This window comes from Kocuria sp. TGY1127_2 (assembly GCF_013394385.1).
In the GTDB taxonomy this organism is placed as follows: Bacteria; Actinomycetota; Actinomycetes; order Actinomycetales; family Micrococcaceae; genus Rothia.
On the sequence record NZ_AP022834.1, the window covers coordinates 513,664 to 540,534 of the forward strand.

Annotated in this window: 23 protein-coding genes, 2 tRNA genes and 1 riboswitch; of the genes, 15 read left to right on the forward strand and 10 right to left on the reverse strand. The window is 60.7% G+C overall.

Annotated elements, in window-relative coordinates:
- Positions 1 to 44: 44 nt before the first annotated feature.
- The 3 genes from sake_RS02245 to sake_RS02255 are packed head-to-tail and all read left to right on the forward strand — an operon-like array spanning position 45 to position 2,645.
- Complete coding sequence (locus sake_RS02245; protein ID WP_178945368.1) at positions 45 to 1,040, forward strand: choice-of-anchor M domain-containing protein; 996 nt, start codon at positions 45 to 47, stop codon at positions 1,038 to 1,040.
- Positions 1,030 to 1,791 (forward strand): anchored repeat-type ABC transporter ATP-binding subunit, encoded by a 762-nt coding sequence (locus sake_RS02250; RefSeq protein WP_178945369.1) that lies wholly within the window; start codon positions 1,030 to 1,032, stop codon positions 1,789 to 1,791. Before sake_RS02245 ends, sake_RS02250 begins: the two co-directional genes overlap by 11 nt.
- On the forward strand, positions 1,788 to 2,645 hold the full coding sequence (locus tag sake_RS02255) for an anchored repeat-type ABC transporter permease subunit (RefSeq protein ID WP_129358757.1): 858 nt from the start codon (positions 1,788 to 1,790) through the stop codon (positions 2,643 to 2,645). Before sake_RS02250 ends, sake_RS02255 begins: the two co-directional genes overlap by 4 nt.
- A 160-nt stretch (positions 2,646 to 2,805) precedes the next feature.
- On the opposite strand, the gene sake_RS02260 is transcribed toward sake_RS02255, so the two are convergent.
- From sake_RS02260 to tadA, 5 genes are all read right to left on the reverse strand, one after another.
- A tRNA-Ser gene (locus tag sake_RS02260) sits at positions 2,806 to 2,893 on the reverse strand.
- Positions 2,894 to 2,956: 63 nt separating this feature from the next.
- Complete coding sequence (locus sake_RS02265) at positions 2,957 to 3,625, reverse strand: TetR/AcrR family transcriptional regulator (RefSeq protein WP_238147528.1); 669 nt, start codon at positions 3,623 to 3,625, stop codon at positions 2,957 to 2,959.
- A complete protein-coding gene (locus sake_RS02270) occupies positions 3,622 to 6,084 on the reverse strand; it encodes a YhgE/Pip domain-containing protein (RefSeq protein WP_178945370.1) in 2,463 nt (820 codons plus the stop codon). Before sake_RS02270 ends, sake_RS02265 begins: the two co-directional genes overlap by 4 nt.
- On the reverse strand, positions 6,081 to 6,779 hold the full coding sequence (locus tag sake_RS02275) for a multidrug ABC transporter ATPase (RefSeq protein WP_129358763.1): 699 nt from the start codon (positions 6,777 to 6,779) through the stop codon (positions 6,081 to 6,083). Before sake_RS02275 ends, sake_RS02270 begins: the two co-directional genes overlap by 4 nt.
- A gap of 234 nt (positions 6,780 to 7,013) precedes the next feature.
- Positions 7,014 to 7,484, reverse strand: a complete 471-nt coding sequence (gene tadA / locus sake_RS02280) for a tRNA adenosine(34) deaminase TadA (RefSeq protein ID WP_178945371.1) — start codon at positions 7,482 to 7,484, stop codon at positions 7,014 to 7,016.
- A gap of 29 nt (positions 7,485 to 7,513) precedes the next feature.
- Here tadA and upp point away from each other — a divergent pair, with 29 nt between their 5' ends.
- The 6 genes from upp to sake_RS02310 all read left to right on the forward strand — a co-directional run bounded on the left by upp (position 7,514) and on the right by sake_RS02310 (position 12,458).
- Entirely contained in the window at positions 7,514 to 8,152 is a 639-nt protein-coding gene (gene upp / locus sake_RS02285) for a uracil phosphoribosyltransferase (protein ID WP_178945372.1), read from the forward strand.
- A 650-nt stretch (positions 8,153 to 8,802) separates the two neighbouring features.
- The gene (locus sake_RS02290) at positions 8,803 to 9,606 is read left to right on the forward strand and encodes a winged helix-turn-helix domain-containing protein (RefSeq protein WP_129358769.1); all 804 of its coding nucleotides are present in this window, start codon (positions 8,803 to 8,805) and stop codon (positions 9,604 to 9,606) included.
- Positions 9,607 to 9,724: 118 nt separating this feature from the next.
- Positions 9,725 to 10,258 (forward strand): histidine phosphatase family protein, encoded by a 534-nt coding sequence (locus tag sake_RS02295; protein ID WP_178945373.1) that lies wholly within the window; start codon positions 9,725 to 9,727, stop codon positions 10,256 to 10,258.
- 10 nt (positions 10,259 to 10,268) lie between these two features.
- Positions 10,269 to 10,334: riboswitch (guanidine-III (ykkC-III) riboswitch) on the forward strand.
- Positions 10,335 to 10,348: 14 nt separating this feature from the next.
- Positions 10,349 to 10,663, forward strand: a complete 315-nt coding sequence (locus sake_RS02300; RefSeq protein WP_129358771.1) for a multidrug efflux SMR transporter — start codon at positions 10,349 to 10,351, stop codon at positions 10,661 to 10,663.
- A gap of 2 nt (positions 10,664 to 10,665) precedes the next feature.
- Entirely contained in the window at positions 10,666 to 11,040 is a 375-nt protein-coding gene (locus sake_RS02305) for a multidrug efflux SMR transporter (RefSeq protein WP_178945374.1), read from the forward strand.
- Between the two features lie 377 nt (positions 11,041 to 11,417).
- Positions 11,418 to 12,458 (forward strand): YdcF family protein, encoded by a 1,041-nt coding sequence (locus sake_RS02310; RefSeq protein WP_129358775.1) that lies wholly within the window; start codon positions 11,418 to 11,420, stop codon positions 12,456 to 12,458.
- A 343-nt stretch (positions 12,459 to 12,801) separates the two neighbouring features.
- On the opposite strand, the gene sake_RS02315 is transcribed toward sake_RS02310, so the two are convergent.
- Positions 12,802 to 12,893, reverse strand: a tRNA-Ser gene (locus sake_RS02315).
- Between the two features lie 123 nt (positions 12,894 to 13,016).
- Between sake_RS02315 and sake_RS02320 the strand changes: the two genes are divergently transcribed.
- Positions 13,017 to 14,996: an FAD/NAD(P)-binding domain-containing protein gene (locus tag sake_RS02320; RefSeq protein ID WP_178945375.1), complete on the forward strand. Its 1,980-nt coding sequence runs from the start codon at positions 13,017 to 13,019 to the stop codon at positions 14,994 to 14,996.
- Between the two features lie 52 nt (positions 14,997 to 15,048).
- Here the strand turns inward: sake_RS02320 and sake_RS02325 are convergent, their stop codons facing one another.
- Both sake_RS02325 and sake_RS02330 read right to left on the reverse strand, forming a co-directional pair.
- Positions 15,049 to 15,870 (reverse strand): anti-sigma factor domain-containing protein, encoded by an 822-nt coding sequence (locus sake_RS02325; RefSeq protein ID WP_165000936.1) that lies wholly within the window; start codon positions 15,868 to 15,870, stop codon positions 15,049 to 15,051.
- Positions 15,864 to 16,481, reverse strand: a complete 618-nt coding sequence (locus sake_RS02330) for a sigma-70 family RNA polymerase sigma factor (RefSeq protein WP_238147529.1) — start codon at positions 16,479 to 16,481, stop codon at positions 15,864 to 15,866. The genes sake_RS02325 and sake_RS02330 overlap by 7 nt, the downstream gene beginning before the upstream one ends.
- Before the next feature lie 352 nt (positions 16,482 to 16,833).
- Here sake_RS02330 and sake_RS02335 point away from each other — a divergent pair, with 352 nt between their 5' ends.
- The 5 genes from sake_RS02335 to sake_RS02355 all read left to right on the forward strand — a co-directional run bounded on the left by sake_RS02335 (position 16,834) and on the right by sake_RS02355 (position 23,247).
- Positions 16,834 to 17,637 (forward strand): hypothetical protein, encoded by an 804-nt coding sequence (locus tag sake_RS02335; RefSeq protein WP_178945376.1) that lies wholly within the window; start codon positions 16,834 to 16,836, stop codon positions 17,635 to 17,637.
- Between the two features lie 18 nt (positions 17,638 to 17,655).
- Positions 17,656 to 18,369, forward strand: coding sequence for a class F sortase (locus sake_RS02340; RefSeq protein WP_243155725.1), 714 nt, complete (start codon positions 17,656 to 17,658; stop codon positions 18,367 to 18,369).
- A 402-nt stretch (positions 18,370 to 18,771) separates the two neighbouring features.
- Positions 18,772 to 20,655, forward strand: coding sequence for a transketolase (locus sake_RS02345; protein WP_178945377.1), 1,884 nt, complete (start codon positions 18,772 to 18,774; stop codon positions 20,653 to 20,655).
- Between the two features lie 92 nt (positions 20,656 to 20,747).
- On the forward strand, positions 20,748 to 22,454 hold the full coding sequence (gene ctaD, locus sake_RS02350; protein ID WP_129358786.1) for a cytochrome c oxidase subunit I: 1,707 nt from the start codon (positions 20,748 to 20,750) through the stop codon (positions 22,452 to 22,454).
- Between the two features lie 67 nt (positions 22,455 to 22,521).
- A complete protein-coding gene (locus tag sake_RS02355; RefSeq protein WP_178945378.1) occupies positions 22,522 to 23,247 on the forward strand; it encodes an MgtC/SapB family protein in 726 nt (241 codons plus the stop codon).
- A 94-nt stretch (positions 23,248 to 23,341) separates the two neighbouring features.
- On the opposite strand, the gene sake_RS02360 is transcribed toward sake_RS02355, so the two are convergent.
- Both sake_RS02360 and sake_RS02365 read right to left on the reverse strand, forming a co-directional pair.
- The gene (locus sake_RS02360; RefSeq protein WP_178945379.1) at positions 23,342 to 25,609 is read right to left on the reverse strand and encodes a catalase; all 2,268 of its coding nucleotides are present in this window, start codon (positions 25,607 to 25,609) and stop codon (positions 23,342 to 23,344) included.
- Positions 25,610 to 25,657: 48 nt separating this feature from the next.
- Positions 25,658 to 26,845: an alcohol dehydrogenase catalytic domain-containing protein gene (locus sake_RS02365; RefSeq protein ID WP_178945380.1), complete on the reverse strand. Its 1,188-nt coding sequence runs from the start codon at positions 26,843 to 26,845 to the stop codon at positions 25,658 to 25,660.
- Between the last annotated feature and the right edge of the window lie 26 nt (positions 26,846 to 26,871).

The window sequence follows — 26,871 nt, forward strand, 5'->3', positions numbered from 1 at the left end:
AGACCCGGGGGAGTCTCCCTACTGAACCGTTGAACACAGAGAATATGAGAAAACACCACAAGATCGCGATACAGGTGCTTGCCTTGGCACTTTCGTTCGGCCCGGTCGGGTTGGGCCAGGCTCTGGCCTTGCCTGATCCGTCGGACACCCCTTCCGCGAGAGCCAATCAGTCCGTCGAAGACAAAGCACTCGAACAGAAACTGTCCACCGAGGAAAAGGTCGGACACGAGCGGATCGTCATCGATCACGGACACGTTGATATGGGGCCGAAGTTCGTGGACGGCGCGTGGGCGCTTATGATCCACGACGACCACAATCGTGAGCCCGTATGGCGGCGGCCGAGCGACGTCGTGCTCCGCGCCGGGGACGCGGCTCGGCTGCCTACCCCGGACGACCCCCACTACCACTTCGTGGGGGTGCCAGCGGGGCAGGACGTTTACGTGGTGCCCCAGACCGAGGCCCAGGGCGTCGTCTGGCCAGGTTGGAACACTCAGGACCCGGAGGTACAGAATCGTCTGGGGACGGGGGCCACCCTGACTTTCGAGGGCGTGGAAGGTCCGGGCCGGTTCAACCTTTACCTCGAGAACGGCAATTTTTCAGGCCCCCAGGTTCTGTGGGATTCCGACAAGGAGGAACCTCAGGACATCTGGGTGCCGTCCAACACACACACCCATGCCAATTGGGTTTTCACCGAACCCGGAACGTACTTCGTAACGGTCAGGGTCCACGGCAAGCTCTCCGACGGGACGGAGGTATCCGATACTCAGCGGCTGCAGTTCGCGATCGGCGATTCGACCGACCCGAATCAGGTGTTCGACAAGGCCGGCCTGCTGGGCGATCCGAGCCCGCCGGAGAACGTGGACCGCCACGATGAGGATGCGAAGAACGAGGCGCAGGCCCTCTCGGCACCTGTGATTGTCTTGGTCCTCGTCATCCTCGTCGGGGCAGGCGTGCTGCTGTTGTGGGTCGGCAGGGGGCGGCGGGCCAAGAAGGCATCGCTGAACCGGCGACGGCACGCGGGGAGCGTCCATGACCGTTAACCGTCTGGAAATCTCCGGTCTCACCGTCTCACTGGGCGGGCGTGTGGTCATCGATTCACTGGACTGGGAGGTCGGAGCCGGGGAATTCGTTGCGCTGATCGGCCCCAACGGAACCGGAAAGACCACCCTGCTTCGAACAATACTGGGGTTGGTATCACCGGTGGCCGGGAAGATCACCGTCGCGGGCCATGCGCCAGCCCGTGCCCGTGCCGCATTGGGCTATGTGCCGCAGAAGCACCACTTCGCGTGGGACTACCCGCTGACGGTAGAAGACACCGTGATGATCGGAAGAACCCGCAGGATCGGGTGGTTCCGTCGACCGAAAATCGCGGACTGGGCTGCGGTCCATGAAGCCCTGGATCGGACGGGTCTGGTCGATCTGCGTCGTCGTTGCATCGGCGAGCTCTCAGGAGGACAGAGGCAGCGGGTGCTCCTCGCACGGACGCTCGCGACCGATCCCCGGTTCCTGCTGCTCGACGAGCCCTTCACCGGAGTCGACGCCCCGACCCAGGACAAGCTCAGCCAGCTGTACACCGCGCTCGCCAGGGACGGGCTCGGTATCGTCATGAGCACCCACGATGTTCTGGGGGCCCTGACCGATTGCTCACGGATCTGCGGGCTGAGGGGGCACATCGACGTGGATGCTCCGGCGTCGGAGCTCGACGCCGCCTCCCTCAATACATGGTTGCGCGGTCGTCCCCTGGCGTCGTGTGGAATCACTCGTTCCGACGTTCAGGAGGAACACTCATGATTACCCCGTGGGAGTTCGCGAGTGACCTCTTCAACCCGAATCTGACGTTCTTGTCGAGGGCTTTGGCGGCCGTTGTGATCTCCTCGATCGTGTGCGGCGTCGTCGGGTGCCATGTCGTGATGCGAGGGATGGTCTTCATTGGTGACGCCGTGGCCCATTCAGTGTTTCCCGGACTCGCGGTAGCTTTCGTCGTCGGCGGGAACATGGCACTCGGAGGGCTGGTCGCCGGTGTGCTGACCGCGGTGCTCGTCGCCGTCTTCAGCCAGAACCGACGGCTGAAGGAAGATTCGGTCATCGGCATTCTTTTCGCCGGTGCCTTTGCCCTGGGCATTGTGGTCATCTCGCGGGCACCGGGCTACTCCGGCTCAGTCGAAGACTTCCTGTTCGGCTCTATCGTCGGGGTCTCCGACCATGACGTCATGATGGGGACACTGGCCGGTGCCGGACTACTGCTGGTCCTGGCGCTCTTTCACAAGGAGATCGTGACGGTCAGCGTGGACAAGGAAACTGCCCGGGCGTCGGGGCTTCCGGTTCTGGGGCTGGATATCCTCTTGTCCGTGGTGGTGACCGTGAGCGTTGTCATCTCGTTGCAGACTATCGGCAACGTGCTGGTTCTGGCACTCATCGTGATCCCTGCGGCGGCGACGCGCCTACTATGCCAGCGACTCGGTTCCATGCTCGTCCTCGCCCCCGTGTTCGGGACGGTCTGCGCCACGACCGGGCTGTACATGTCCTGGTCGATCAATCTTCCCGCCGGTGGAACCATAGTTCTTACGATGGTTGCCGGATTCTTCGTCTGCTGGGCGCTCGCGGGCCTTCGTGGCCGAGCCCGCGGCGCGGCCGTGAGTGTCTGAAACGCTGGCCAGCCGATCGCGAATCATGCTGAAACGTGCATTTCTGGATAGCAGGACCAGCCCGATGCACGTTTCGGCCCGAAGCAGGCGACCTGCCAGAGAACTCAAGAAGCCCTCACATCCTGCGGTAAACACAAGGATGCGAGGGCCTCTTACTGAGCGGTGACGGAGGGATTTGAACCCTCGGTACGGGGTTACCGTACACGACATTTCGAGTGTCGCACCTTCGGCCGCTCGGACACGTCACCAACTTCGGTCACTTTACCGGCTCATCGATGCCGACTCAACTTGAGGGGCCGTGCCATCGGGCATCACGGTATCGTCTTCGTCACGTCCGACCTTCGCCCGACGATATATCCGTCGACGATCTTCAGCGCCGCACGGGCTGCGTCCTGGGTGGTCCGCACCGACAGATTCATCTCCCGGTCCATGGCCAGCATGAAGGTTGAACCGAAGAGGGCTACGGCAATCGACCGACTATCTGGATGTTCCGCGGTCTCGTAGCTCTCGTCCAGGTCGTCCACCAGATCCGTGACCCGGTCGATGATCACAGAGCGCTGTTCCGCCAGGACTTCCGATGTTCCCCCATGAGGCCGCCACATCTCCGCGACGGCGAGGCGCGCGAAGCCGGGTTGTCCCTCCAAGAAGCGCAGCGAAGCGATGACTCCTCGAGCGATCCGGTCCCGGGGATCGGCGATTCCTTCGCCTGCGTCCTCGATGGTCTCCAGGACCAACTTGACGCCGTACCGCAACAAACCGTCGACCATCGACTTCTTGGAACCGAAGTTGTAGTACACGGTCCCTTTCGATACCCCGGCCTTTGCGGCGACCTCCTCGACCGTCGTCGCGGTGGGACCCTTTTCGCTCATGATCACCATCGCTGCTTCGAAGAGCTTGAGCTGGGTTCGGTTGGTACGGCCCGGGCGACGTCTGATCGGCCCCGGATTCTCTCCGAGGTTCTGGCTCTCAACGTTCGTCACAGTTCTACCTCCGGGTTCAGCTTCTTGAGGGTCCATGTGCGGTCCTTGACCGATCCGAGGAGTCCGATGAGCAAGCCGACCACCAGATAGACCACGAGGATCAACACCAAGGAGGGAACAGAGCCTTCATTGACCCCGTAGGCGAGGCGGCGGACCCCAGTGATCGCGTAACCCATCGGCAATCCGTGGTGCAACCATTTCAAGGACTCGGGCAGGGTCTCGTACGGCATCATGCCTCCGGAAGTGACCAGTTGCACGATCAAGAGAATCAGAACCAAAAGCTTGCCCGGAGCGCCGAGCAGTGAGATCAGCCCCTGTCCCAACGCGCTGAAGGCAGTCGAGGTGAGCAACAGGAACCAGAATACGAGCCAAGGGTGTTCCATCTGGAAGCCGAGACCGAACTTCACGACGGCGAACAGAACCACCGTTTGGGCCAGGCCAACCACCGCGAACGGAACCCAGGAACCGAGGGCGACCCTGAAACTCGAGGTATTGGAGGCCAAAGCCCGGTCGTTATTGGCTCGGAGGAACTGACCGGCCATCAGGATGCCGATCCACAGGGCCAGCACGATGAAGAACGGTCCCATACCTTCACCGTAGTTGCGGGCGCTGGCCAAGGAGCTGTGATCATCGGAGACCGGATCGGACATGACCGAAGCCAGGGAGGACTGTTCGTCCTTGTTCAGGTTGGGGACCTGATCGGTACCGTTTTTGAGGCCATTCGTCAGATCTTGGGAACCTTTGGACAACTCTGACGAGCCGTTCTGGAGTTGCCCGGCACCGTCGTCGAGCTGGGTTGATCCATTCACTGCCTCACTGGTGCCGTCGGCAAGCTGCTGGGCTCCGTCACGGGCTTTGACCTGGTTGTCGTACAGCTGTTGCGAGCCGCCGACCAAAGTTCCGGTCGAGCCGGCGAGCGTGCCCGTTCCGTCCTTGAGCTGTTGTGCCCCGTCGTTGACTTGGGAAGCCCCTGAAGCGAGTTCACCGGTCTTCTGGTCCAGGGTCGACGCGCCACCAGCCAATTTCTGCGCGGCATCATTGGCGCTCTTCGCACCGTTCGCGACTCCGGAAGCCCCGTCATTCAACTGCGAGATTCCTGTGGTGAGCTCGGAAATCTTCCCGGCCACCAATGAAGATCCGTCCGAGGCGCAAGTTGAATCGCGCAGTTTCTGCAGTGAGGCACCTGCGTCGGTGTTCTCCACCGAGTTGAGCTGGTCGGTCGTCGCCTTGGAAACACGCGACTTGGTCTGCTCACCGGAGACCGAATCCACGACCTTTTTCGCCTGATCCTGATCCAGCACACCCTGGTCAACGAGTTGCTGGACCTGTTCCGAGGTGGCCGCGCCGACCTCTGAGACCACGGAATTGGATACGTCCTCACCAAGGCGGCCGGAAGGATCGGAGGTGTTGACTTCGGAGAGGTCCTTGCACATCGCGGTCAGGTCGTTCCCGATGTCGTTGACTCCGGACTGCTGAACCTTCTGGTTGAGTGTCGTGACACCTTGTGAGAGTTGGCCGGCGCCGTCCGAGAGCTTGGACGTGCCCTCGGCAAGCTGGGATGAGCCGGAAGAAAGCGACGACGTTCCGTCCTTGAGCTGCGAGGAACCATCGGCCAACTGGGACGTGCCGTCCGCCAGAGTCGTTGCGCCCCCGTTGAGCTGTTGGGCGCCGCTGTCGAGCTGCTTGGCTCCGTCGACGGCCTGAGCATTGCCGTCGACCAGTTGGTTCTCGCCGTCGAGCAGGGAATGCGAGCCGTCATTGAGCTGCACTGCGCCATTGGCAAGCGACGAGGTGCCCTCCTTGAGCTGATCGACCGCCGAAGAAAGATTCACCGCTCCGTCGGAAAGTTTCTTCGATCCGTCGGTCGCGTCGGAAAGCTGACCATGGATATCAGTGAAGCTCGCCAGCATCTGTTGGGCGGTCTCGTCGCCGACTTCCTGAGCTACCTGGTCGCGAATCGTGGTGCCGGCCTTGGTCACAATATTGGTCAGCAGATAGTTGTTTGCGTCATTGGTGACGAACTCGAGGCCGGCTTTCTCAGGGTCCACTTTCCCCGGGGTTCCGTCCGCGCTGGGCTTGAACTCGGAGGTCGACAGGAGGCGTTGCGAGAAGTCCTTCGGGATCACGATCGCGAAGTCGGTGTCGCCTTTCTCGACCTGCTTGACGGCTTCGTCTCGAGAGGAAACGTCGTGCCAGTCGAAGTCCTTGGAGTCATGGAGCTTGTCCGCGACGGACTGGCCGGTGTTGACCGACGCGCCGTCCGGCCCCTGGGCTCCGGAGTCTTCCATGGCGATGGCGCCGCTGACGTGGTCAACCTTTCCGTACGGGTCCCAGTTGGAGTACAGGTAAATGCCGCCATAGAGCAGCGGGATGCATGCGAGCGCAACCATGACCAACTTGGGGAAGACCCCTCCGGTCATGCGCTTGAGCTCAGTGAGTGCGAGGCGAAGGGAAGTCACGCGTGCTCCTCCTGGGAGATCTGTGGGGTGAAGAGTTCATCAAGGCTCAGTCCCGACGGGATGTACGGTTCGCTCGTGGTCTCGCCGAGCGTTGCACGAAGTCCGTGCCATGAGTCGCTGATGTGCGGCACTACCGCGACGACGGCCCGCCGGTGGTTCTCGTCCCGGGCCAACCGGTGAAGACTGGGAAGCCACGTGTACGAATGGTTGGCGTGGCGAGACGGGGTGTCGAACACGAGAAGATCGGCCTGTTGGTCATGACGCGCCAAGGCGACCATGAGCCTGATTCTCTGATCGCCGGTCAGCTGCTCCTCCCATAGGTTGTCCAGGTCCTCGAGGTCATTCTCGTGGAGCCAACGTGCCGCGTTTGGGCGATGGAGCAACTTATGGGGCATGTAGGAAAGCATTTCGGCCACGTAGTCGCGCACGCGCATATGATTTTCCATCTCGTTGATGGCCGGGGAGTCGATCAATGAGGAACTGCGGCGGAGCGTTTTTCGGGAGTCGCTTCCGTCCCAAGAGACACTCCCCGCATCTGGGCGCATTCGCCCTGTGAGCGCCAGGGACAATGCGGAGCGCTGCAACTGGCTGTTCGCCTGAACCAGGATCAATTCTCCGATTTCCACGGTGAATGAGGTCGGTTCCACCAATGGAGCGTGGCGACCCTTTGCCTGAATGGCCTCGACTTCGAGCACGGGTGTAACTCCTCGTGTGGTGCGATGGTGATGCGGATAGCCCCATGAGAAGCCAGCCTCACAGGGCTTGGACACTTGGTCGTCGCACTTGGTCGTCGGTCGGCGGGTGGAGGGCTACGTGTTGACGTTTCCCATGCTAGTTGTACTGACCGGTCAGTTCTAGTGAAAACGCCTTAAAATAAAGTGACCCTATGCACTTGGGGTGCTCCGGTTGCCGAGGCGTTGCCAGAGGTCTTAGGGGAGGCGCTTTTCCGAGAAGAAATCTTGCAGGAGCTGGGCACATTCCTCGGCCCTGACGTCTGGAAAGACCTCGACCCAGTGGTTGAGTCGGCGCTCGCGGAGAATGTCGAAGACGGACCCGACGGCCCCGGCTTTGTCGTCCCAAGCGCCCATGACCAGCCGGGGGATCCGGGAGAGGAGAATCGCGCCTGCGCACATCGGACATGGTTCCAACGTGACGACGAGCGTGCAGTCGTCCAGGCGCCATCGTCCCGCCTGGGCCGCTGCCTCGCGGATGGCGAGCACTTCCGCATGAGCGACGGGGTCGGCGTCGGCCTCACGTCGATTTCGGCCCCTGCCCACGACGTTTCCTGCGGAATCCATGACCACGGCACCTATGGGTACATCGCCGCTGGTGCGAGTCGCCCTCGCTTCGGCCAGTGCGAGCCCCATCCACGCGTTGTGGAGATTCGAAAAGTGCTTCATGCATCCATTGTCTGCTGTAGTTTGGACCCATGCGAGTCAAGATTCTGGACCACCCCTTGGTCAGCCATAAGATCACCGTATTGAGGGACCGAGAAACCTCGTCCCCGCAGTTCCGTCAGCTGGTCGATGAACTCGTCACTCTTCTGGCGTACGAGGCCACGCGCAATATTCGCGTGGAGCCCAAAACGGTTCAGACTCCAGTCTCCGAAGCGCAGGGTGTCGTTATTTCACGACCGCGACCCCTCGTCGTCCCCATTCTCCGCGCCGGCTTGGGAATGCTGGACGGAATGACGCGATTGATCCCGACGGCGGAAGTCGGCTTTCTCGGTATGGCTCGCCACGCGGAGACTCTAGATATTGTGACCTACGCCGAGCGCCTGCCGGATGACCTCACGGGACGCCAGGTTTATGTTCTCGACCCGATGCTCGCGACCGGTGGAACTTTGATCGAGTCCATCAAATTCTTGCGCGAGCGGGGAGCCGATCACATTACGTGTCTCTGTATCCTGGCTGCGCCCGAGGGTATTGAAGCCTTGGGCGAGGGCGTTGGGGAGTTGGACAATATCGATCTGTTCCTGGCCGCGCAGGATGAGCGACTGAACGAGAAGTCGTACATCGTGCCGGGGTTGGGTGATGCCGGGGACCGGCTGTATGGCGTCGTTGACTGAGGGCCGAATCGGCCCCTGTGACAAATACCACGCGCCATAACTTTCCCGGTAAAGTTCACCTCCCTCAAGTGCGGTCCGTGGTGTTGGCTCCGGAGGAGCTGGCTGTGTGTGGATGCACGTGCGGAGGTTCGCATCATGAAACCGTCTCGCGCGGCGAGTGGGCGACATACCGAAGAGGCGAGTTGCGTACTCGCCAGTTTTGTCAAGACAAATCCGCTTGTTCCTGGGCAAAACCTGGGGAAGATGCGGGGCGAGAAAAATATGCGCAACCGAGCCCTTGACAATTCATATTTTTCGTGAATTCCAGCTTCTGGGGACTCATGTCTGCCCAGGTTTGCGGGTTATCCTGCGACGACAAAGGGGGTCACATCGTGATGGGAAGCAAAATGCAGTATGCATAACTCGAACGTTGCAATGCATATTTGAGACATATTGTCTCACAGTTCGGACGGTTCAACCGATTGTTACTTGCGGGAAGTTGAGAACGGGTGGAGCATGGAGTCAAAGGTCTGATCACTCCATTGGGGAAATCCGCTCGGGTCTCTTCGGTCGGTGTCGGTCCGTAGGTCGTGGGCATCACCGCGACCGTCATCAATCATTCCAACGGCTCATGCCGTGCGAGGTCCGAATTGTAGAAGGACGGCGATCTAATGTCAGGCGCACCCGGATACGTGCACATTTCCCAGCGCAATCGTGCGAACGGCGCTACTCCGATGCGGCCCGGAGGTATGACCGGCCGCGGAGCCATCGGCGAACCTACTGACTACCGGTCCTTGCGTGCGATGAACCCCTCCGTGCCGAGCCACGAGGCCGAAAACGGCACATCCATCCGACCCGTGACGGCCGACAACGAGGCTCGTGGGTTCGTGCTGTACGTCGGACTCAATGAAGACGTAGCGGCCCAGAACGGCACCTCCCTGGTCCGCATGGTCCAGGATATCCGCGCTTACGCGCAGACCTTGGTCCCGCAGGCCGAGTCATATGCCGCCGTCGCGATCGCCCCCGCGGGCGCTGAGGGTTCCGACCTCGATGTGGTTCGGGATGCGTTGGGCGACCCCACCGCTCCCAAGAGCCAGGCTGAAGGGGTGCAGAATGGTCATGTGCCCGCGGCGGAGACCAAGCCGAGTCAGCCTGCCGGTGTGCTCATTGACTTGTCCCGCCGGGAGGTTTTCCTGGACGGCGAGGTGCTGAACCTGACGTACAAGGAATTCGAGCTCTTGAACTACTTGGTCGAGAACTCGAGCCGCACAGCTGGTCGCGAGGAGCTTCTCGAATCCTTGTGGCGTGATGCGGACGAGACTCCGAACGAACGCACGATCGACGTTCACATCAGGCGACTGCGTTCAAAGCTGGGGCGGCTCTCCAATACGGTCCGCACGGTTCGTGGGCAGGGCTATCGCTTCTACGAGCATCCCGAGGTCGTCGTGTGGGCCGCACCGGAGTACTCCATCTGACCATCCAGTTATTGTGATTCCGCGCGAGGCCTTTGGGCCCCGCCCGGTTTTTTGCGCCCAGGCATGTGCACGAGCGAGGTCGACGTCGATCCTGTGCACCAGTTTGTAGACTTGCCCCATGAGTTCGCTGATCGATCCCCATTCCCAAGCCAAGACCTTGATGATCATGCGTCATGCCGAGGCGGATATGCCCTGGGGAACGAGCGACTTCGATCGCCCGCTCACAGCGAACGGGCATGCCGATGCTCCGCGGGTCGGTCGGTGGATGGTCGAGAACGGCGTCGTGCCCGAGATGATCATCACTTCGTCCGCGTTGCGAACCCGTCAGACGTGCACGTGGATATGCGACGAGCTGGCGGACAAGGCACCGACGGCGAGCCTTGAGGATCGCTTATACAACGCGCCGACTCAGGAGCTGCTCGCGGCCATCGGCCGGACCCCGGATACGGTGCGCTCTCTCTTGGTCATTGCTCATTATCCGGCTGTGCAGGATGCGGTACTGTCCTTGGCCTCCCGGGACTCGGACTACGAAGCCATGATGGGCGTCTCGTCGAATTTTCCGCCCGCTGGCCTCGCTGTGCTGAGCTCGCAGAAACCGTGGGCCGCGCTCGATGGGGCGGACGCCATATTGCGCACATTCATCGAACGTTGATATCTTCCACGTGAGGTCTCCACCCAGGCCTGCGGACGAGGGAGCAGTACCCGCACCACGACAAGACTGACTCGAAGGAGGAGAACTGTCGTGGCATGGTTCGTTTTGATCGTCTCCGGCGCGCTGGAGATGGTTTGGGCTGCGGCGCTGTCCGCATCGCACGGGTTGCGACGTTGGAAGCCGGCCCTTCTCTTTGTTGTCGCCATGGTTGTGAGCCTCGCAGGCCTCGCATTCGCCATGAAATCCATTCCCGTGGGCACGGCCTACGCCGTTTGGGTCGGCATTGGCGCTACCTTGACCCTGATCTGGGGTTTCGTGACCCGGCAGGAACGAGCGACTTTTGGTCGTCTCTCATTGCTCGGCCTGCTCATTATTTCCCTCGTCGGGCTGAAGGTGGCGAGCTAAACATGGCCTGGATCATATTACTTGTCAGCGCGGTGCTCGAAGCCGTGTGGGCAACAGCCCTGGGAGAATCACACGGATTTACCTATTACCCAGCAACAATCCTCTTCGTGATCGCCCTCATCGGAAGCATGGGCGGTCTTGGCTGGGCCGTCAAGACCATCCCTATCAGCACCGCGTACGCCATTTGGACCGGAATCGGTGCCGCCCTTACCGTGGTCTACGGCATGCTGACCGGGGCCGAATCGGTTTCCGCTCTCAAAATCCTCTGCATTGTCGGGATCGTCGGGGCCACGGTTGGCCTGAAGCTTATGCCGTCCCGACCGGCGAAGGACCAATCCGCCGGTAGCAACGAGACGATTAGCCACGTCTCCGGCTGAGTTCGTTGCATGACGTCCGAGCGGCGATGAAAGCCCTTGAGCCGCCGTTCTTCGCGGCCCAAGGGCTTTCATTCTTCCGACCCAGAGCGGGACCGGAATTCGGCGTCGCCATGTCGTTGCCGCGTCGAAGCAATGAGCATCAAGAAACACTCGTCCCCTGAATCATGGCATCCCAGGAATCTGCGGGCATCACGCTCGGGATGAGGCTTATGCTTCGAGGGGGCTATCACTTCGTGGAGAAGCTGCTCCCCCAAATGTGAACCCTTCATTTCCTCGTGGCGGTTTCCTGGTGACTCGGCCGATAGTTTTATGCAATTTGTGTAACGGCCTGGGGGCGGCGGTCGATACACTAATGAGAACCATGTGAGAATTGGTGCATGGAAATTGAAGTGACTCATTCTGCCCTGGCGTGTTTTTTCTTCCTCCTCTATGCATGGGGGCGGCGTCGAGACCCTCGGATGATACGCAATGGGGTTTTCCTGACCATTGGGGTTGGCGTCTGCCTCCTGCTTGGGCTGACCTTGTTGGCAAGAAACGAGTCGGTTGCGTGGCCGGTCGTCGTCGCGATGTTTGTCGTGACGCCGATTGCTTTAGTGATTCTGTCGATTGCCTTGATTGCAAACGGCGTCGTTATGCTGAGATACGAGGGAAGGCGACTGGGCAACCTGCTTTCGCTGTTTGCAGGTTTGCTCCTGCTGGGTCTTCCCATACTCCTCTGGGTATTATTCGGGTGGAGCCGGATCCCTTATCCTCTGAGTATTTATGCCGTTGCTCTGGGCGTCTTAATCGCTCTTTTGGCTACATACTTCAGTGTTGCTTTTGTCTCTTTTGCGGTCTACTCGGTTGTGTATGGTCGAATGTCTCGAAAGCTGTATCCTTCTGCAATCATTGTGCTCGGTTCAGGGCTGATCAATGGGGCCGTTCCTCCGTTGCTGCGTAGCCGCCTGGATCGGGCGCTTGAGATCTATCGTCTGGGTGCAGACCGAGATGCACGCCCGATTTTAGTGCCGTCTGGTGGGCAGGGCGGCGACGAGTCGCGGCCGGAGGGGCAAGCGATGGCTGAGTACCTGGTTGAGCACGGTGCTGATCCGGCTGATGTGTACCCCGAGGAGAAGTCGCGCAACACGTGGGAGAACATCCGGTTTTCGACATCGATCATTTCCAATGCGGGGCGGATGCAGGATTGTGTGGTGGTGACCAATAACTATCATGTCTTGCGAGCCGCGAGTTTGACTCGTCGGGCCGGAATTAAAGCCGCCGTGGTTGGCTCTCCGACAGCTCGTTATTTTATTCCGAGCGCTTTTATCCGCGAGTTCGTTGCAATTGTTGAACAGCATCGGTGGCTCAATTGTATTGCCTGCTTGCCCTTGGTCGTCGTTACCGTATTGGCGCTCTGGGAATCGCTTCAGCAGCGGTAATCATTGACGAAAATGGGATTCTGTCGCGACGGCTTTCACCGAATCATTATGGTGTGTCCGGTCCATAGCCGGACGGCCTCCCGTGGCGTTTCCGTGGGTGCGGCGTATCGAGATGATCCGAGTACCGGCCTTGGTTTTCGGGCCTCACGGTTGTCCTGGAGGTATCGATACACCTTCTGGTGGCCCATGAGCCTCGCCTCATCCCTCGAGTGCATGTCAGTTGCTCGGGAAACGGGCCAAAAAGAGCGCCAGAGACTTGGGACCTTTCGTTGTCGAGTCAAAGGCCCTGGGGACAAAGAAAACCCCCGGGGTCCTTGGTGTTCCAAGGACCCCCGGGGGTGCGTGGCGGAGACGGGGGGATTTGAACCCCCGGTCGAGTTTAACCCCGACCCTTCATTAGCAGTGAAGTCCATTCGGCCGCTCTGGCACGTCTCCAGGTGAACACGGCTTCATTCGTGTTAAACGAATATCGCCGTCGAACAACCTTAACAGCGTACCGATAAACGCACGTGATGGTCAAAACCGAGTCTCCGGGATAGGAGCACTACTCTTGGAAGCATGGGAAGAACGCAACGCATCGTGGTAATTGGGGCTGGTCCGCGAGGGCTGTCGACCGTCGAGAGGCTGGCCGCTCACGCGGCAAGCCGCTCCGACAAGAACGTTGAGGTCCACCTGGTGGACCCCTTCCCTCCGGGGCCGGGGCACGTGTGGCGCACAGACCAGTCGAGACTCTTTCTGATGAACACCCCGTCATTTTTCCCGACGGTCGTTCCCACGGACGTCACGGTCACGTCCGCTCCTTCCGACGGATCCTATCCTCGCCCCATTTCTGCGGTGCGGGGCCTCAGCTTCGAAGAGTGGCGAGCCCGGGTCACCGCCGATTCCTCTTTCCCGCTCATCGGCCTCTCCGACGGAGACCTGGCCGAGGTCCATGCTCTGACACGCGAAGGATTCCCGTCTCGGAAGCTCTACGGCACTTATCTTTCGGATATTTTTGCTCGCCTCCGGGCCGGATTGCCGAAAACCATGAGCTTGAACTATCACCCCCAGGAGGCCGTGCGTATCGCATATGGGGAGCAAAATACGGGACGACCTTATCTCGTTGAACTGGGCGACGGTGTCGTCTTGTCAGCTCATTGCGTCGTTCTGGCACTGGGGCACACCGATGCCAAATTGCGTGATGACCAGCAGGACCTCATGGAATTCGCCGCGAGCAGGCGGTTGCACTATTGGCCGCCTGCGATTCCGGCGGACGTTCGGTGGGCCGCTCTCCCGGAAGGGGAGGATGTGCTGATTCGTGGCATGGGGCTGAACTTCCATGACGTGCTCGCTCAGCTGACCGAAGGGCGCGGAGGAACATTCGAGGTCGACGGGGACCACCCGCATCGCCTCACATATCAACCGAGCGGCCGTGAGCCCAAGATCTGGGCCGGATCCCGCCGTGGGACTCCCTACCGGGCCAAAGCCGTTTTGGATTCCTACTATCCGCGGTCCACGCAAAACAAGTTCTTCACCAGAGACTATGTGGACAGAACCCAGCAAAGGGCGCAGTCCGAAGGGAGGGAAATCGACTTCGAGGTCGACTACTGGCCGCTGATTCGGAGGGATGCCCAATGGAATTACTACCGAACCCTTGTCCGTACCGAGCCAGATGCGATTCACGGCGACCCATTCGAATTTCTCGCCCAAGTCGAGGCGATCTTGTCGGACACCGAACATAGCTCATGGTGGAGCCGTCTGGACCGCTTGGTCACGGACCGGGTTGCCCCGAATCTGATCTTGGCTCCGGAGCGCCTTTCGAGGCCGTTCGAGGGCCAGAGTTTCGACTCTCACGAGGAATATGCCGCGGCCGTGGTTCATTTCTTGGATCGCGACGTCGCCGCCTCCTTCTTGGGCGAAGACAGTCCTATCAAAATGGCTATTGGGTCGATGAATCAGGCACGCGCCATAGTGAAATACGCCGTTCAGGATCATGGAATTTCTGATGAGTCATGGATCCGTGGACTCGAACGCAAATTCGGTGGATTGGTCGAGGGCCTTGCTTCCGGTCCGCCAGTGCTCAGAATCCAACAGATGGCGGCGTTGGCACGGGCCGGCGTCGTACGTTTTCTGGGGCCGGACCCTGTTTTCGGCGCGGACGAGAATGCAGGATGTTTCATCGCATCATCCCCCTGGGTGCGAGGCGAACCGGTCCACGCTGATTGGCTCGTCGAGGCCCTGGCACCGGCCAACGACGTTCGGGTGAGTACGTCACCTTTGCTCGGGCGTCTTTTCGAGGACGGGTTTGCACGGCCGTGGCAGATGCACCTGGCCGATTCCCCGGCCCCGGTGCCTTCGAAAGGCCTGGAGGTCACAGAATCGCCTCACCGACTCGTCAGGGCTTCCGGCGAAACCGAGGCCGGAATCTTCGTTCTGGGGCTACAACTGTCTTCGACGCAATGGGGGACTGCTATTGCGGCGGAGGCGGACGCAGAGCTCAGATTCGGTTCCAGTACCGTTGCCGATTCCAACGAGGTCGCCAGGGCAGTCCTGGGGTAGCTAAACCCGTGACCGGCCCTGGGCCAGGTTTTGTGGGAGCAGTTAGGCTCCGCTAGATTTCGGCGGCCATCATCACGTCGCTGGTCGGGGTCTGAGACCCTCCCTCAGGTTCAACCGTCACCGCCACGGCTTCGGCGTCGCGAACATCGCCGGTCAGCCAAACGCTGGAGTCGCCACCGTTGAAGGTCGTGTCCGGGACGGGAGCCCCATCTTTCATCAGCCAGAGCTGATACTGCTTGCCGTGTCCTGGATCGGTGAAATTCGAACCGACAAACATTGCGGCGGTTCGTTCGCGGGAAGTAACCACCGTCGCGGAGGCCCCGTCCTTACTCACGTGTTTGACGGCCACATCCGGTGCGGTCAGTAGTTCGTCCTGGCGTTGCTGCTGTTGTTGCTGATGCTGTTGGTCTGCGGTCACCTGCTGGCTGTCCTGGCCGGCTTGATGACCTAGGCTCCAACCTCCCAACGCCAGACCAGGCACCAGAATGACTGCGGCCGCGGCAAGAAGCCAGCGGCTGCGGCGAGGCCTCGCCGTCCCGAGCGGAAACACTCTGGCTTGTGAACCGGGCTCGGGTTCGGCAGCGGTCTGGCCCGTCGGTGCCCGCCCGCTATCAGTGCCTCGTCGTGATTCGCGGTGAACAGCGCCGAGCACCTGCGTTTTCAGCTCTGCTGGTGGTTCTACCGCCACGGCTTCCGCAAGCCCTTCGGCGGTCACGCGGAAAGAGTCGACCTCTTCCTGACACCGAGAGCAAATGGTCAAGTGGGCTTCGAAAGCACGTGCTTCTTCTACCTCGAGGGCGTCAACAGCATAAAGTGCAGCGTCCGAATGGACGTCGCCGCCCTGATCACGCCCCTCTGCACTGTTATCTACCACTGTTCCCCCAATACCGTCCGAAGACTGACCAATCCGTCCCTGATTCTGGATTTCGCTGTACCCAGAGGGATTTTCAAATGCTCGGCCACCTCCTGGTGGCTCAACCCTCGGAAGTACACCAGATTCAAGGCCTGTCTCTGAACCTCGCTCACCTGCGCAAGCCCCGTCTGCACGTCTTCGCTGTCCAAGCCCGACTCCACACCTTCCCAGGTCGGATCCTCGGAGGCAGTGGCCTGTTCATCGGCCTGATAATGCTCCTCGCGGTCACGTCGGCGGGTGCTGGAGCGGATTCTGTCCACGGCTCGACGATGGGCCATGGTGCACAGCCATGCTTTGGTCGTTCCCCGAGCGGGGTCGAACTTCTCCGCTTGCTGCCATGCCATGAGATAAACCTCTTGAACGATCTCGGCGGCAAGGTCACTGGAGCGCAGCAATCGAATCACGACACCATAGACCACCGAGACGGTGGCATCGTAGAGGTCAGCAAAAGCGGATTCATCGCCCTGGGCGCTACGGGCGAGCTTTTCGGCCCGATAGGCTTCATCCGCATCGTTCACGACTCTTCTCGGCGCTCCGTCAGCATCCCCCGGGGTATCTGACGTCGAACTCACATGATCTCGCTAACTGTCGTGCCGTTGCACCTGTGTACCGCGGCATCATTCGCCCCCTGCGGGCAGGCCACCTCACGGACCATGCCACAGGTTATCTCCCCAGGTGCACTGTCGAAATATACCTTCTCTTCGTTCCCACGGTGGTCTTGGATGGGTGGTTGCCGAAATCGGTTTGGAGATTCCGGCCGAAAACTGCTGGGTGAGCGGCGTCAGGTACACGAAGACAGGGACTCCGAGAATTCTCAGAAAAAAATAGGGTAATACCCATCCGCACGGGTTGTGGTGTCGAAGCTCACACATACGTACCGCAATCAGCGGGACGCAGCGAGCACCGATCACTGAGGAGCACCCCATGCGACAGCCACTACTTCTAACCATCCCCGCCCTGGCCCTAGCAGCCCTGGCCCTATCGGCCCCACCGGCCACCGCCCACGAAGGCCACACCCAGGAATCAACCACCACCGACGAGGGATCGTGGACGACCATGGCCCACCTGGATAGCCTCAATAACTCCGGGACCACCGGTGAGGCGAGCGTGAAAGTCGACGGAAACAAAGCCACCGTGAGCATGACCGTCCAAGGCGCTGCCGAGACCTTCCAGAACGGCCCCTTCCCCCACGCCCAGCACATCCACATCGGAGCCGCCGGGACCTGCCCGGGCCCGGAACTGGACCAGAACGGCGACGGCGCCGTAAGCACCCCGGAAGCCCACCCCGCCTACGGGATGATCGCCTCGTCACTGACCGAGACCGGCGATACCAGCCCGGATTCTGCTCTGGCCGTGGACCGGTTCCCCGGCGGTAGCTCCTACACCTACGAACGGAGCATCGACATCGATGATGCGACCCAGCAGGCCCTGAAAGACGGGACCGCGGTCATGGTCGTTCACGGTGTGGACCCGGCGAATCTGAGCCAGACGGCTCAGCAGGAGATGAGTCCGCTGGATGATTCGTTGCCTTTGGCCGCGACCCTGCCGGCTGCCTGCGGGACCCTGAACGCTTCGCAAATGGGTGATGTCCCCGATGGTGGTGCCGATACCGGCGTTGGGCAGAAGACCGATCCCGCCTCGATCGTGATCACTGTAGGTGCCGGTGCTGCCGGATTGGTCGCTGTCGGTGGCGGAGCCGTGTACCTGCGTCGTCGTCAGCGGGCCTAGGCCCGGAAGCGGTACAGCATGATGGCTGATTTCTTGGCTGGCGGCCGCGGATTCCTCAGGGTCTCCGCGGCTGCCGCTGTCCTGCTGGTATCGGCCTGTGCCCCAGACCCGGGACAAGGCACAGCCACGCCCGAGCCGTCCGACGCTACGCCGGCGACATCGCAGTCACCCAACAACGAGTCCTCGGCATCTACTCCGGAACCAACGCACAGCGACCCGACTTCCCCGGAACCGACAAGGACCGAGACACAAGGCGGTGGGGGAGCGGTCCTGAAATCTTCGCGCCCGACCTCACTGCGAATTCCCTCGATCGGGGTCGATACCAAGCCTCTCAGACTCGGCCTGAACAAGAACCATCGACTCGAGGTGCCCCCGGGCGATCCTGGTTCACCGGCAGGCTGGTACGACCAATCACCGACGCCAGGAGAGCGCGGCCCGTCCGTATTCCTCGGTCACGTCAACGCGACGGATGGGGGAGACGGGGTCTTCGCGGACCTTCGGTCGTTGAAATCAGGGGACCAGGTCACGGTGGCTCGGGAAGACGGCTCCGAAGCCCGATTCACGGTCAAGAAGGGCAAGGCGTATTCGAAGGACCGATTCCCGACCGCCGAAGTCTACGGCCACACGGATGACGCCCAATTGCGTCTGATCACCTGCGACGGTTACGACGCCTCTTCCGGCCTCTTCGACGACAATTACGTGGTCTACGCGAGTCTGGACCGCCAAAAATAAGTCGAGCAGGAGATAGGCAGACCGCAGATGCGTTCGGTATCTGCAGCCCCCCTGGCTCTGCCTGGATCAGCTGACGTCTCGATGGTTAAGTCATTTCAGATCCCCTCCGCGAATCCCTGAAGACCCCAGGCAGTACGCTCGCGTTCCTAGTCAGGCCGCCCGCGGCTTCCGGAGGGCAATCCCCCTGAGTTACCGAGTGCTTATCCATGTGCAGCACGCCGGTATGGATCTTCTCGGCGAGCCGTCCGCCCCGTTCCAGCAAGACCCAAACTTCGAGGGCCCCTTTCGGGTCGGTGACCCAAGTGACACTATGGGAGTAGGCCTTGTGTCCGCGAACAGAGCGCAACGGTCGATGGCTGTAAAGACAGCTTGCTCAACACTGCACCCATGAGGAGGCATTTCATGAGCACCAATGTCCAACGGGATAGCTTTTCCGACATCGCCGAACTCGCCGCGCAGCTACGCGTGGATTCCATCCGTTCGAGCACCGCAGCAGGCTCCGGCCATACGACCTCGTCGATGTCAGCGGCAGACGTTCTTGCCGTTCTCATCAGCCGGCATCTGCGCTACGACTGGGACAATCCGAAGAGCTCGTACAACGATCACCTGATCTATTCCAAGGGCCACGCATCGCCCCTCGTCTATTCGGTTCTCAAGGCCGCAGGCCAGATATCCGATGATGAGATGGTGACCGGGTACAGGCAGTTCGGGCAACGGCTTCAGGGCCACCCGACGCCGGAGTTGCCGTGGATCGATGTGGCAACAGGTTCGCTCGGACAAGGACTGCCTGACGGCGTCGGCATCGCCCTCGCGGGGAAATACCTGGACAAACTCCCCTACACCACCTGGGTATTGTGCGGGGACAGCGAAATGGCGGAGGGCTCCATATGGGAAGCACTCGACAAGGCCTCCTACTACGAGCTGGACAACCTGGTCGTCGTCGTCGACGTCAACAGGCTCGGCCAGACGGGCCCCACCGAACACGGGTGGGACATCGAGACTTATATGCGCCGGGCCGAATCCTTCGGAGCTGCGGCGGTGAAAATCGACGGCCACGACCTGCATTCGATCGACGATGCTCTTGCCGCTGCCGGCACAGGTGGCGGCCGCCCGACCGTGATTCTCGCCCAGACGATCAAGGGCAAGGGATTCTCCGAAATCGAGGACAAGGACGATTGGCACGGCAAGCCGTTGCCCGAGGACGCGGCGGACCGAGCGATCAGCGAACTGGGCGGTGAACGTGACCTCCGAGTGCTCGGTCTCGCCCCTGAAGAGACCGGCGAACCTCATCGAATCGAAGAGACGCAGGTCCAGTTGCCGTCCTACGAAATCGGTGACGAAGTCGCGACCCGTCAGGCGTACAGCGACGCACTCGTGGCACTCGGCCACAGTGGCCCTCGGCTGGTCGCTCTTGACGCGGAGGTCGGAAACTCGACTCACACCGACGATTTCGGGGAAGCCTTCCCCGAGCGTTACTTCCAAATGTTTATTGCCGAGCAACAGCTCATCGCCGCCGCAACCGGCCTGAACGTCCGTGGTTACAAGGCCTACGCATCGACCTACGCCGCATTCTTGACCCGAGCTTTCGATTTCATCCGTATGGCCGCGATCTCCGGTGCGGATCTGCGTATCGCAGGGTCACACGCGGGGGTCGAGATCGGTCCGGACGGTCCTTCCCAAATGGGCGTCGAAGACCTCGCGATGTTTCGGTCCGTGCACGGTTCCACGGTCGTCTACCCCAGTGACGCCGTCAGCGCGGCCGCTCTGACCGCGCAGATGGCGGACCGTTCGGGAATCAATTATCTGCGCGCAACTCGCGGTACATTGCCCGTGATCTACTCCGAAGAGGAGAAGTTCCCCATCGGTGGTGCAAAGACATTGCGAGCCGGCGACGATGACGAGGTAACTCTCATCGGGGCCGGAGTCACTCTTCACGAGTGCCTCGCCGCGGCGGACGCCTTGAGCGAGAAGGGAATTTCCGCACGGGTCGTCGATTGCTACTCGGTCAAACCCCTGGACGCAGAGACCCTCCGAGGAGCCGTGAAGGCCGCGGGCGGGAATGTCGTGATCGCTGAAGACCACCATCCAGAAGGTGGCCTCGGCGAGGCGGTCGTCTCCGTGCTTGCCGGACAGGTCTCTCCTCTGCGAGTCACGCATCTCGCAGTTGAAGGCATGCCGGGATCCGGTACCAGCGCCGAGCTGCTCGATTGGGCGGGAATCGATGCCCAGCACATTGTCGAAGCAGCAGAACAACAAGTGGCCAACGGAGGTTCATCGACAATCTGATCTGATTCTGAAGTGGTACCCGCGAGAGTCGGTCCGTGAACGAGGGCCTGTCCCCGCGGCAGTTCTTCGCCCGGCGTTTGAAAGGTGACGTGATGTCTACATTTGAGTATTCGGCTTCAGAGAGCCCAGCCGTTACGCGCAATGTCCCCCGGTCCCGGGGCAGGATTGTGGTCGATTGGCTCACGTCCACGGACCACAAGACCATCGGCTACATGTACATGATCGCGTCCTTCACGTTCTTCCTGCTGGCAGGCATCATGGCATTGGTCATGCGTCTTGAGCTGTTCCAGCCCGGAATGCAGATCCTGGAAACCAAGGATCAGTTCAACCAGTTGTTCACCATGCACGGCACCCTGATGCTGCTGATGTTCGGAACCCCGCTGTTTATCGGGTTCGCCAACGTGCTGGTTCCATTGCAGATCGGTTCTCCGGACGTCGCTTTTCCGCGTCTCAACGCTTTGGCGTTCTGGTTCTTCCTCTTCGGCTCGCTGGTCGCAATCGCCGGGTTCATCACCCCGCAGGGAGCAGCGTCCTTCGGCTGGTTTGCCTATGCGCCGTTGAACTCGTCGACGTACACCCCGAGTGTCGGTGGCGACCTGTGGGTCTTCGGCCTTGCCCTACAGGGCTTCGGCACCATCATGGGCGGCGTCAACTTCATCACGACGATTCTGTGCATGCGCGCACCCGGGCTGACCATGTGGCGGGTTCCGCTCTTCACCTGGACGGCCTTGATCAACGCCATACTCATCATTATGGCTTTCCCGCCTTTGGCGGCTTCGCTCTTCGCGCTCGGCATGGACCGCAGGCTGGGCGGCCATATCTTCGACGCCGAAAATGGCGGTTCGATCCTGTGGCAACACCTCTTCTGGTTCTTCGGGCACCCCGAGGTCTACATCCTGGCCCTACCCATGTTCGGCATCGCATCCGAGATCATCCCGGTGTTCTCACGCAAACCGATCTTCGGGTACAAGGGACTCGTCTACGCGACGATCGCCATCGGTGCGCTGTCCGTGACCGTGTGGGCCCACCACATGTACGTCACCGGTTCGGTCATGCTTCCGTTCTTCGCGTTCATGTCCATGATGATCGCGGTTCCGACCGGTGTGAAGTTCTTCAACTGGATTGGCACGATGTGGCAGGGATCCATAACTTTCGAGACGCCACTCTTATGGATCTTCGGATTCCTGCTGACCTTCTTGTTCGGCGGCATCACCGGGATCATCCTGGCTACTCCTCCGCTGGACTTCCACTTGTCCGATACCTATTTTGTGGTCGCGCACTTCCACTACACGGTCTTCGGAACGGTCGTGTTCTGCATGTTCGGTGGCATCTACTTCTGGTGGCCGAAGTTCACCGGCAAGATGCTCAACGAACGACTGGGCAAAATCCACTTCTGGTTGCTGTTCATCGGTTTCCACACGACCTTCCTGATCCAGCACTGGCTGGGTGTGGACGGAATGCCGCGTCGTTATGCTGATTACATGCCCGAGGACGGTTTCACCTGGATGAACCAGTTCTCGACCGTCGGCGCCATGATTCTGGCGGTGTCGATGTTGCCGTTCTTCTGGAACGTCTACATCACGACCCGCAACGGCAAAAAGGTTGAAGTCGATGATCCGTGGGGCTTTGGAAGCTCCCTGGAATGGGCGACATCCTGCCCGCCGCCGCGTCACAACTTCACGGCCCTGCCGCGAATCCGCTCGGAACGGCCTGCACTGGATCTGCACCATCCCGAGCTGTCCACCAACCACGACGTCGCGTCGGCCGCCCGCAGAGCGGCTGATCGCGTCAACAACTGAGAAGATAGTGGGTGGACGTCTGACGGAAGCTGAGGCTGCTCCGGCCGGAAAGTAGGGGATGCACACGATGGCTGCGGCGACGGATATCTGGACCCTGGGGCCGGAATCGAATTTTGCTCTGACATCGAGCCTGCTCCTGACCTCGTTCGTCCTGTCGAGCATCATCGGCTTCGAACGTCAGCTTCGTCAGAAGCAAGCTGGCCTGCGCACCCTCATCCTCGTGGGGACAGGCTCCGGGTTGTTCACGATCGTTTCGGGCTATGGGTTCGGGACCTTGCTGGGCTCCGACGTCGTACTGGACCCTTCGAGGATCGCTGCGCAGATCGCCTCCGGAATAGGCTTTCTCGGTGCGGGAGTGATCTTCACCCGCAAGAATTTTGTGCGCGGGTTGACCACGGCCGCATCCATTTGGGTCACGGCCGCCGTGGGCATGGCCGCGGGGGCGGGACTGCCGTGGATCGCAATTGAAGGTACGATCCTGTACTTGATTGCCACAACCGTCCTCATGCCCATCGTGACGAGGCTTCCCGGGGCGTCGGACCGGAACGTTCTCCGGCTCACCTACATTGATGGGCACGGAATCCTGAGGGATATCTTGTCCGAAGCGACGTCGATGGGCTATACGGCGCAGATCGAGTCGACCGAGAGAATCGGCGACAAAGTAGTGTTGCGCGCGAGATTTCGGGGACGCCCGCCACTGCGTTCTCTCGTCGCCACTTTGACGGAGCTTTCGGGAGTGGTCAGCGTCAGGATTTCACAGGACACTGAGGGCGGTCCCAACGACGAGGATTAGAGTTCTCAGACCCAGGAAGAACTAGCGGTGGCCGTTGCCGAAAGCCGGCAACGGCCACCTGAGAATCGGTTGTTTTTGTCTCCGGAGATCCCGTTTAGACGGAATCGCTCGTGGTCTCGAACCGCTCCCACACGCGATGCTTGCTCAGCAAGTCGGTCATTCCTCGCAGCACCTCATCAGGACTTGAGCCCGTGACGATGCCCGGATCGTCGAGCGAGTATCCGGCGCCGTGCAGCGCATCCGTCCCGGGTCCCCAAGCGCCGATTGCCTTGCCATGTCTCCATGACTCGTCGAGCAGCAGATCCACGCGGGGATCGAGGCCGGAGCCGGCTCGGACGCCGGTTTTGGCATCCTGACGTTTGGAGTCCGCCGCTTTCTTGGACGGTGCACCCGCCAGGATGATTGCGTCGAATTCCACGGAGCGAACGGTCGTGAGAGTTTTGGTGACGGGTACGCCGGAGACTTCGCCGCCGCGGGTGGACACGATGTTCGGGACCATGGAGGATTCGACGATGCTCTCGTGGAGATCTGCCAATCCTTCCGGAGGGTCTTGGGGATCCACGACGATGCCGATGACCCGACCATCCACGGGCCATGCGCCCCTGATCTGCGACAAGGCAGGGCTCCGGTCGTCGCCGGTTTGCGCGAGCCCTTGGGCATCAGGCGTGGGCAGGCCCAGGCTGTCGGCCACTTGCTGACACAGCGACTTGTCGATCCGGGCGAGATTCTCTACCTGGCGCTTTTGGACTGCCGTTTCGTAGCTTTTTCCGAGCTCGAATGAATATGCACCTACGACGTGGTCCTTTTCGATGTCGGTCAAACTGTTCCAGAACAGTCTGACCTGACTGAAATGGTCGTCGAAGCTCGCGGGAGCGGCGCGGGTCTTGACTGACTCGGCAACCGTAACGGGCAGGTCCGTGAAGGCCCCATCGGCTTCCGTTGCGGCAAATGGATTATTGCCGTCCAAGGAATTCGGCTTGTAGGGCGCGACGCCGGTATGGTCGGCCTGCTGCCCGTATCCGTCTCGGAACATATCGTTGACCGGGGCATGCGGTCGGTTGATGGGTAACTGATTGAAATTCGGTCCGCCGAGGCGGGTCAGCTGCGTGTCAATGTATGAGAACAGGCGCCCCTGCAACAAAGGGTCGTCGGTGACGTCGATTCCTGGCGGCAGATGACCGGGGTGGAACGCAACCTGTTCGGTCTCCTCGAAATAATTGCGCGGGTTGGAATCGAGGACCATCCGACCGATGAGCTGAACCGGCACCTTTTCTTCAGGGACGATTTTGGTGGGGTCCAGGAGGTCAATTCCTTCATACATCTGTTCGACAGTGTCCTCGAAAACCTGAATTCCCAGTTCCCATTCCGGGTAGGCACCGGACTCGATAGCGTCGGCTAAGTCTCTGCGGTGGAAGTCGGGATCCATGCCCCCAGTGATCTGGGCTTCTTCCCAGGTCATGGAATGAACACCGAGTTTGGGCTTCCAATGGAATTTCACCAGACACGTTTCTCCCGATGCGTTCTGCAACCGGAACGTGTGGATGCCAAAGCCCTCCATCATCCGGTACGAACGAGGGATCCCGCGGTCGGACATGTTCCACATCGTGTGATGTTGTGCTTCGGTGTGCAAAGAGACGAAGTCCCAGAACGTGTCGTGGGCGCTCTGTGCCTGGGGGATCTCACGGTCCGGGTGCGGTTTGCCCGCGTGGATGACGTCCGGGAACTTGATCGCATCCTGGATGAAGAACACCGGGATGTTGTTTCCCACCAGGTCGAAGGTGCCTTCTTCGGTGTAGAATTTAGTCGCGAAACCGCGGGTGTCTCGCACCGAGTCGGCGGACCCCCGGGATCCCAAGACCGTTGAGAACCGCACGAATACCGGTGTCTTCTTGCCCTGAGCCAGGAATCCTGCCCTGGTGACCGAATCCGCATTGCCGTAAGCCTCGAAGAACCCGTGGGCGCCGGCACCACGGGCGTGGACCACTCGTTCCGGTACACGTTCGTGATCGAAGTGCGTGATCTTTTCTCTGAAGTGGTGATCCTGAAGTAGGGACGGGCCGCGTTCTCCGGCCTTGAGCGAGTGATCGGTGTCCCGCAATCGGGAGCCGGCGGAGGTCGTCAGGAATGAACCGTGCTGAGCAATCGAATCGGGGTCCTCGTTGGCCACTTCTCCCGTCGGCGTGCGAGGCACGACCTTGTGCTGATCCTCACTGACACTCCACGGAGGCTGGGGGTTAGTCGGCTCTTTGGCCGAAGGACTCTCGACGTTGGGACGGCCTGGGGACGGGGTAGGAATCGGTTGAGACTCCTGGCCCTTTGCAGGCTCGTGTGCTTCCGAGTGATCTTGCTGATTGTGTGACATTTTTATTGCCTTTCCCTTGATTGACCCGTGAGTGTTCGGTCGTCAGGTCTACGGCTTGAGGACGACTTTGATGCAACCGTCCATCTTCTTCTGGAACATCTCGTACCCTTCCGGCGCTTGCTCCAGTGGAAGCGAGTGCGTGACGAGGTCTTCCACACCCAAGGGATCTTTCGGATCATCGACCAGGGGCAAGAGGTCGTCGATCCAATGCTTGACGTTGCACTGGCCCATCCGAATCTGCAGTTGCTTGTCGAACATCTGCAGCAGCGGCATGGGGCTCGCCTGGCCGCCGTAGACGCCGCTCAAGGAGAGCGTGCCGCCGCGCCGCACCAACGAGATGGCATCGTGCAAAGCCGAAAGCCGATCGACCCCGGCGTTCTTCATCACGCCGCGGGCGACCTTGTCCGGAAGCAGGCTCGAAGCCTGGTGTGCGAGTTTTCCCGCGGGAGAATGGTGGCTTTCCATCCCGACGGCGTCGACGATGGCGTCCGGCCCGCGGCCTTCGGTGGCGTCTTTGATCTTTTCGTAAGCCTCGTCGGTGGGTGCCAGGGCCGTCCCGCCGTGACGCTCCGCCATCTGACGCCTTTCCGATACTGGGTCTGTTGCGAAGACCGTATATCCCCGGTGCACGCCAATACGCGCCGCGAACTGTCCGACCGGGCCCAGGCCAAAGACCACCATGGTTCCCTCGGACGGGACATCAGCATACTGGACGGCCTGCCAAGCGGTCGGAAGAATGTCGCTCAAGAAAAGGTAACGCTCGTCCGGTGCTTCGCGCCCGTCTTCTGCGCTGCCGATCTCAATAGGACCGAAGTCGGCGTGCGGGACCCGCAGGTATTCAGCCTGGCCGCCGGGAACCGATCCGTACAGCCGTGAATAGCCGAAGAGCTGAGCTCCACTGCCTGCAGAGGTGACCTGGGTCGTTTCGCATTGGGAGTACAACCCTCTCCGGCACATCCAGCACCGACCGCAGGAAATAGTGAACGGAATGACGACGCGTGATCCCACGGTCAGGTTCGTCTCCGGCCCTGCTTCTTCGACGACGCCCATAGGCTCGTGTCCGACGACGTCGCCTTGGTCCATGAATGGCCCGAGCACTTCGTAGAGGTGGAGGTCAGAACCGCAGATTGCGGTTGAAGTGATACGGATGATGGCGTCGTCGTTCAGCTGCAGGGTCGGGTCCGGTACGTCCTCTACACTGACGTTGCGTTTGCCCTGCCACGTTACTGCTCTCATGATCGGCCTTCTTCCTAATGGGAACC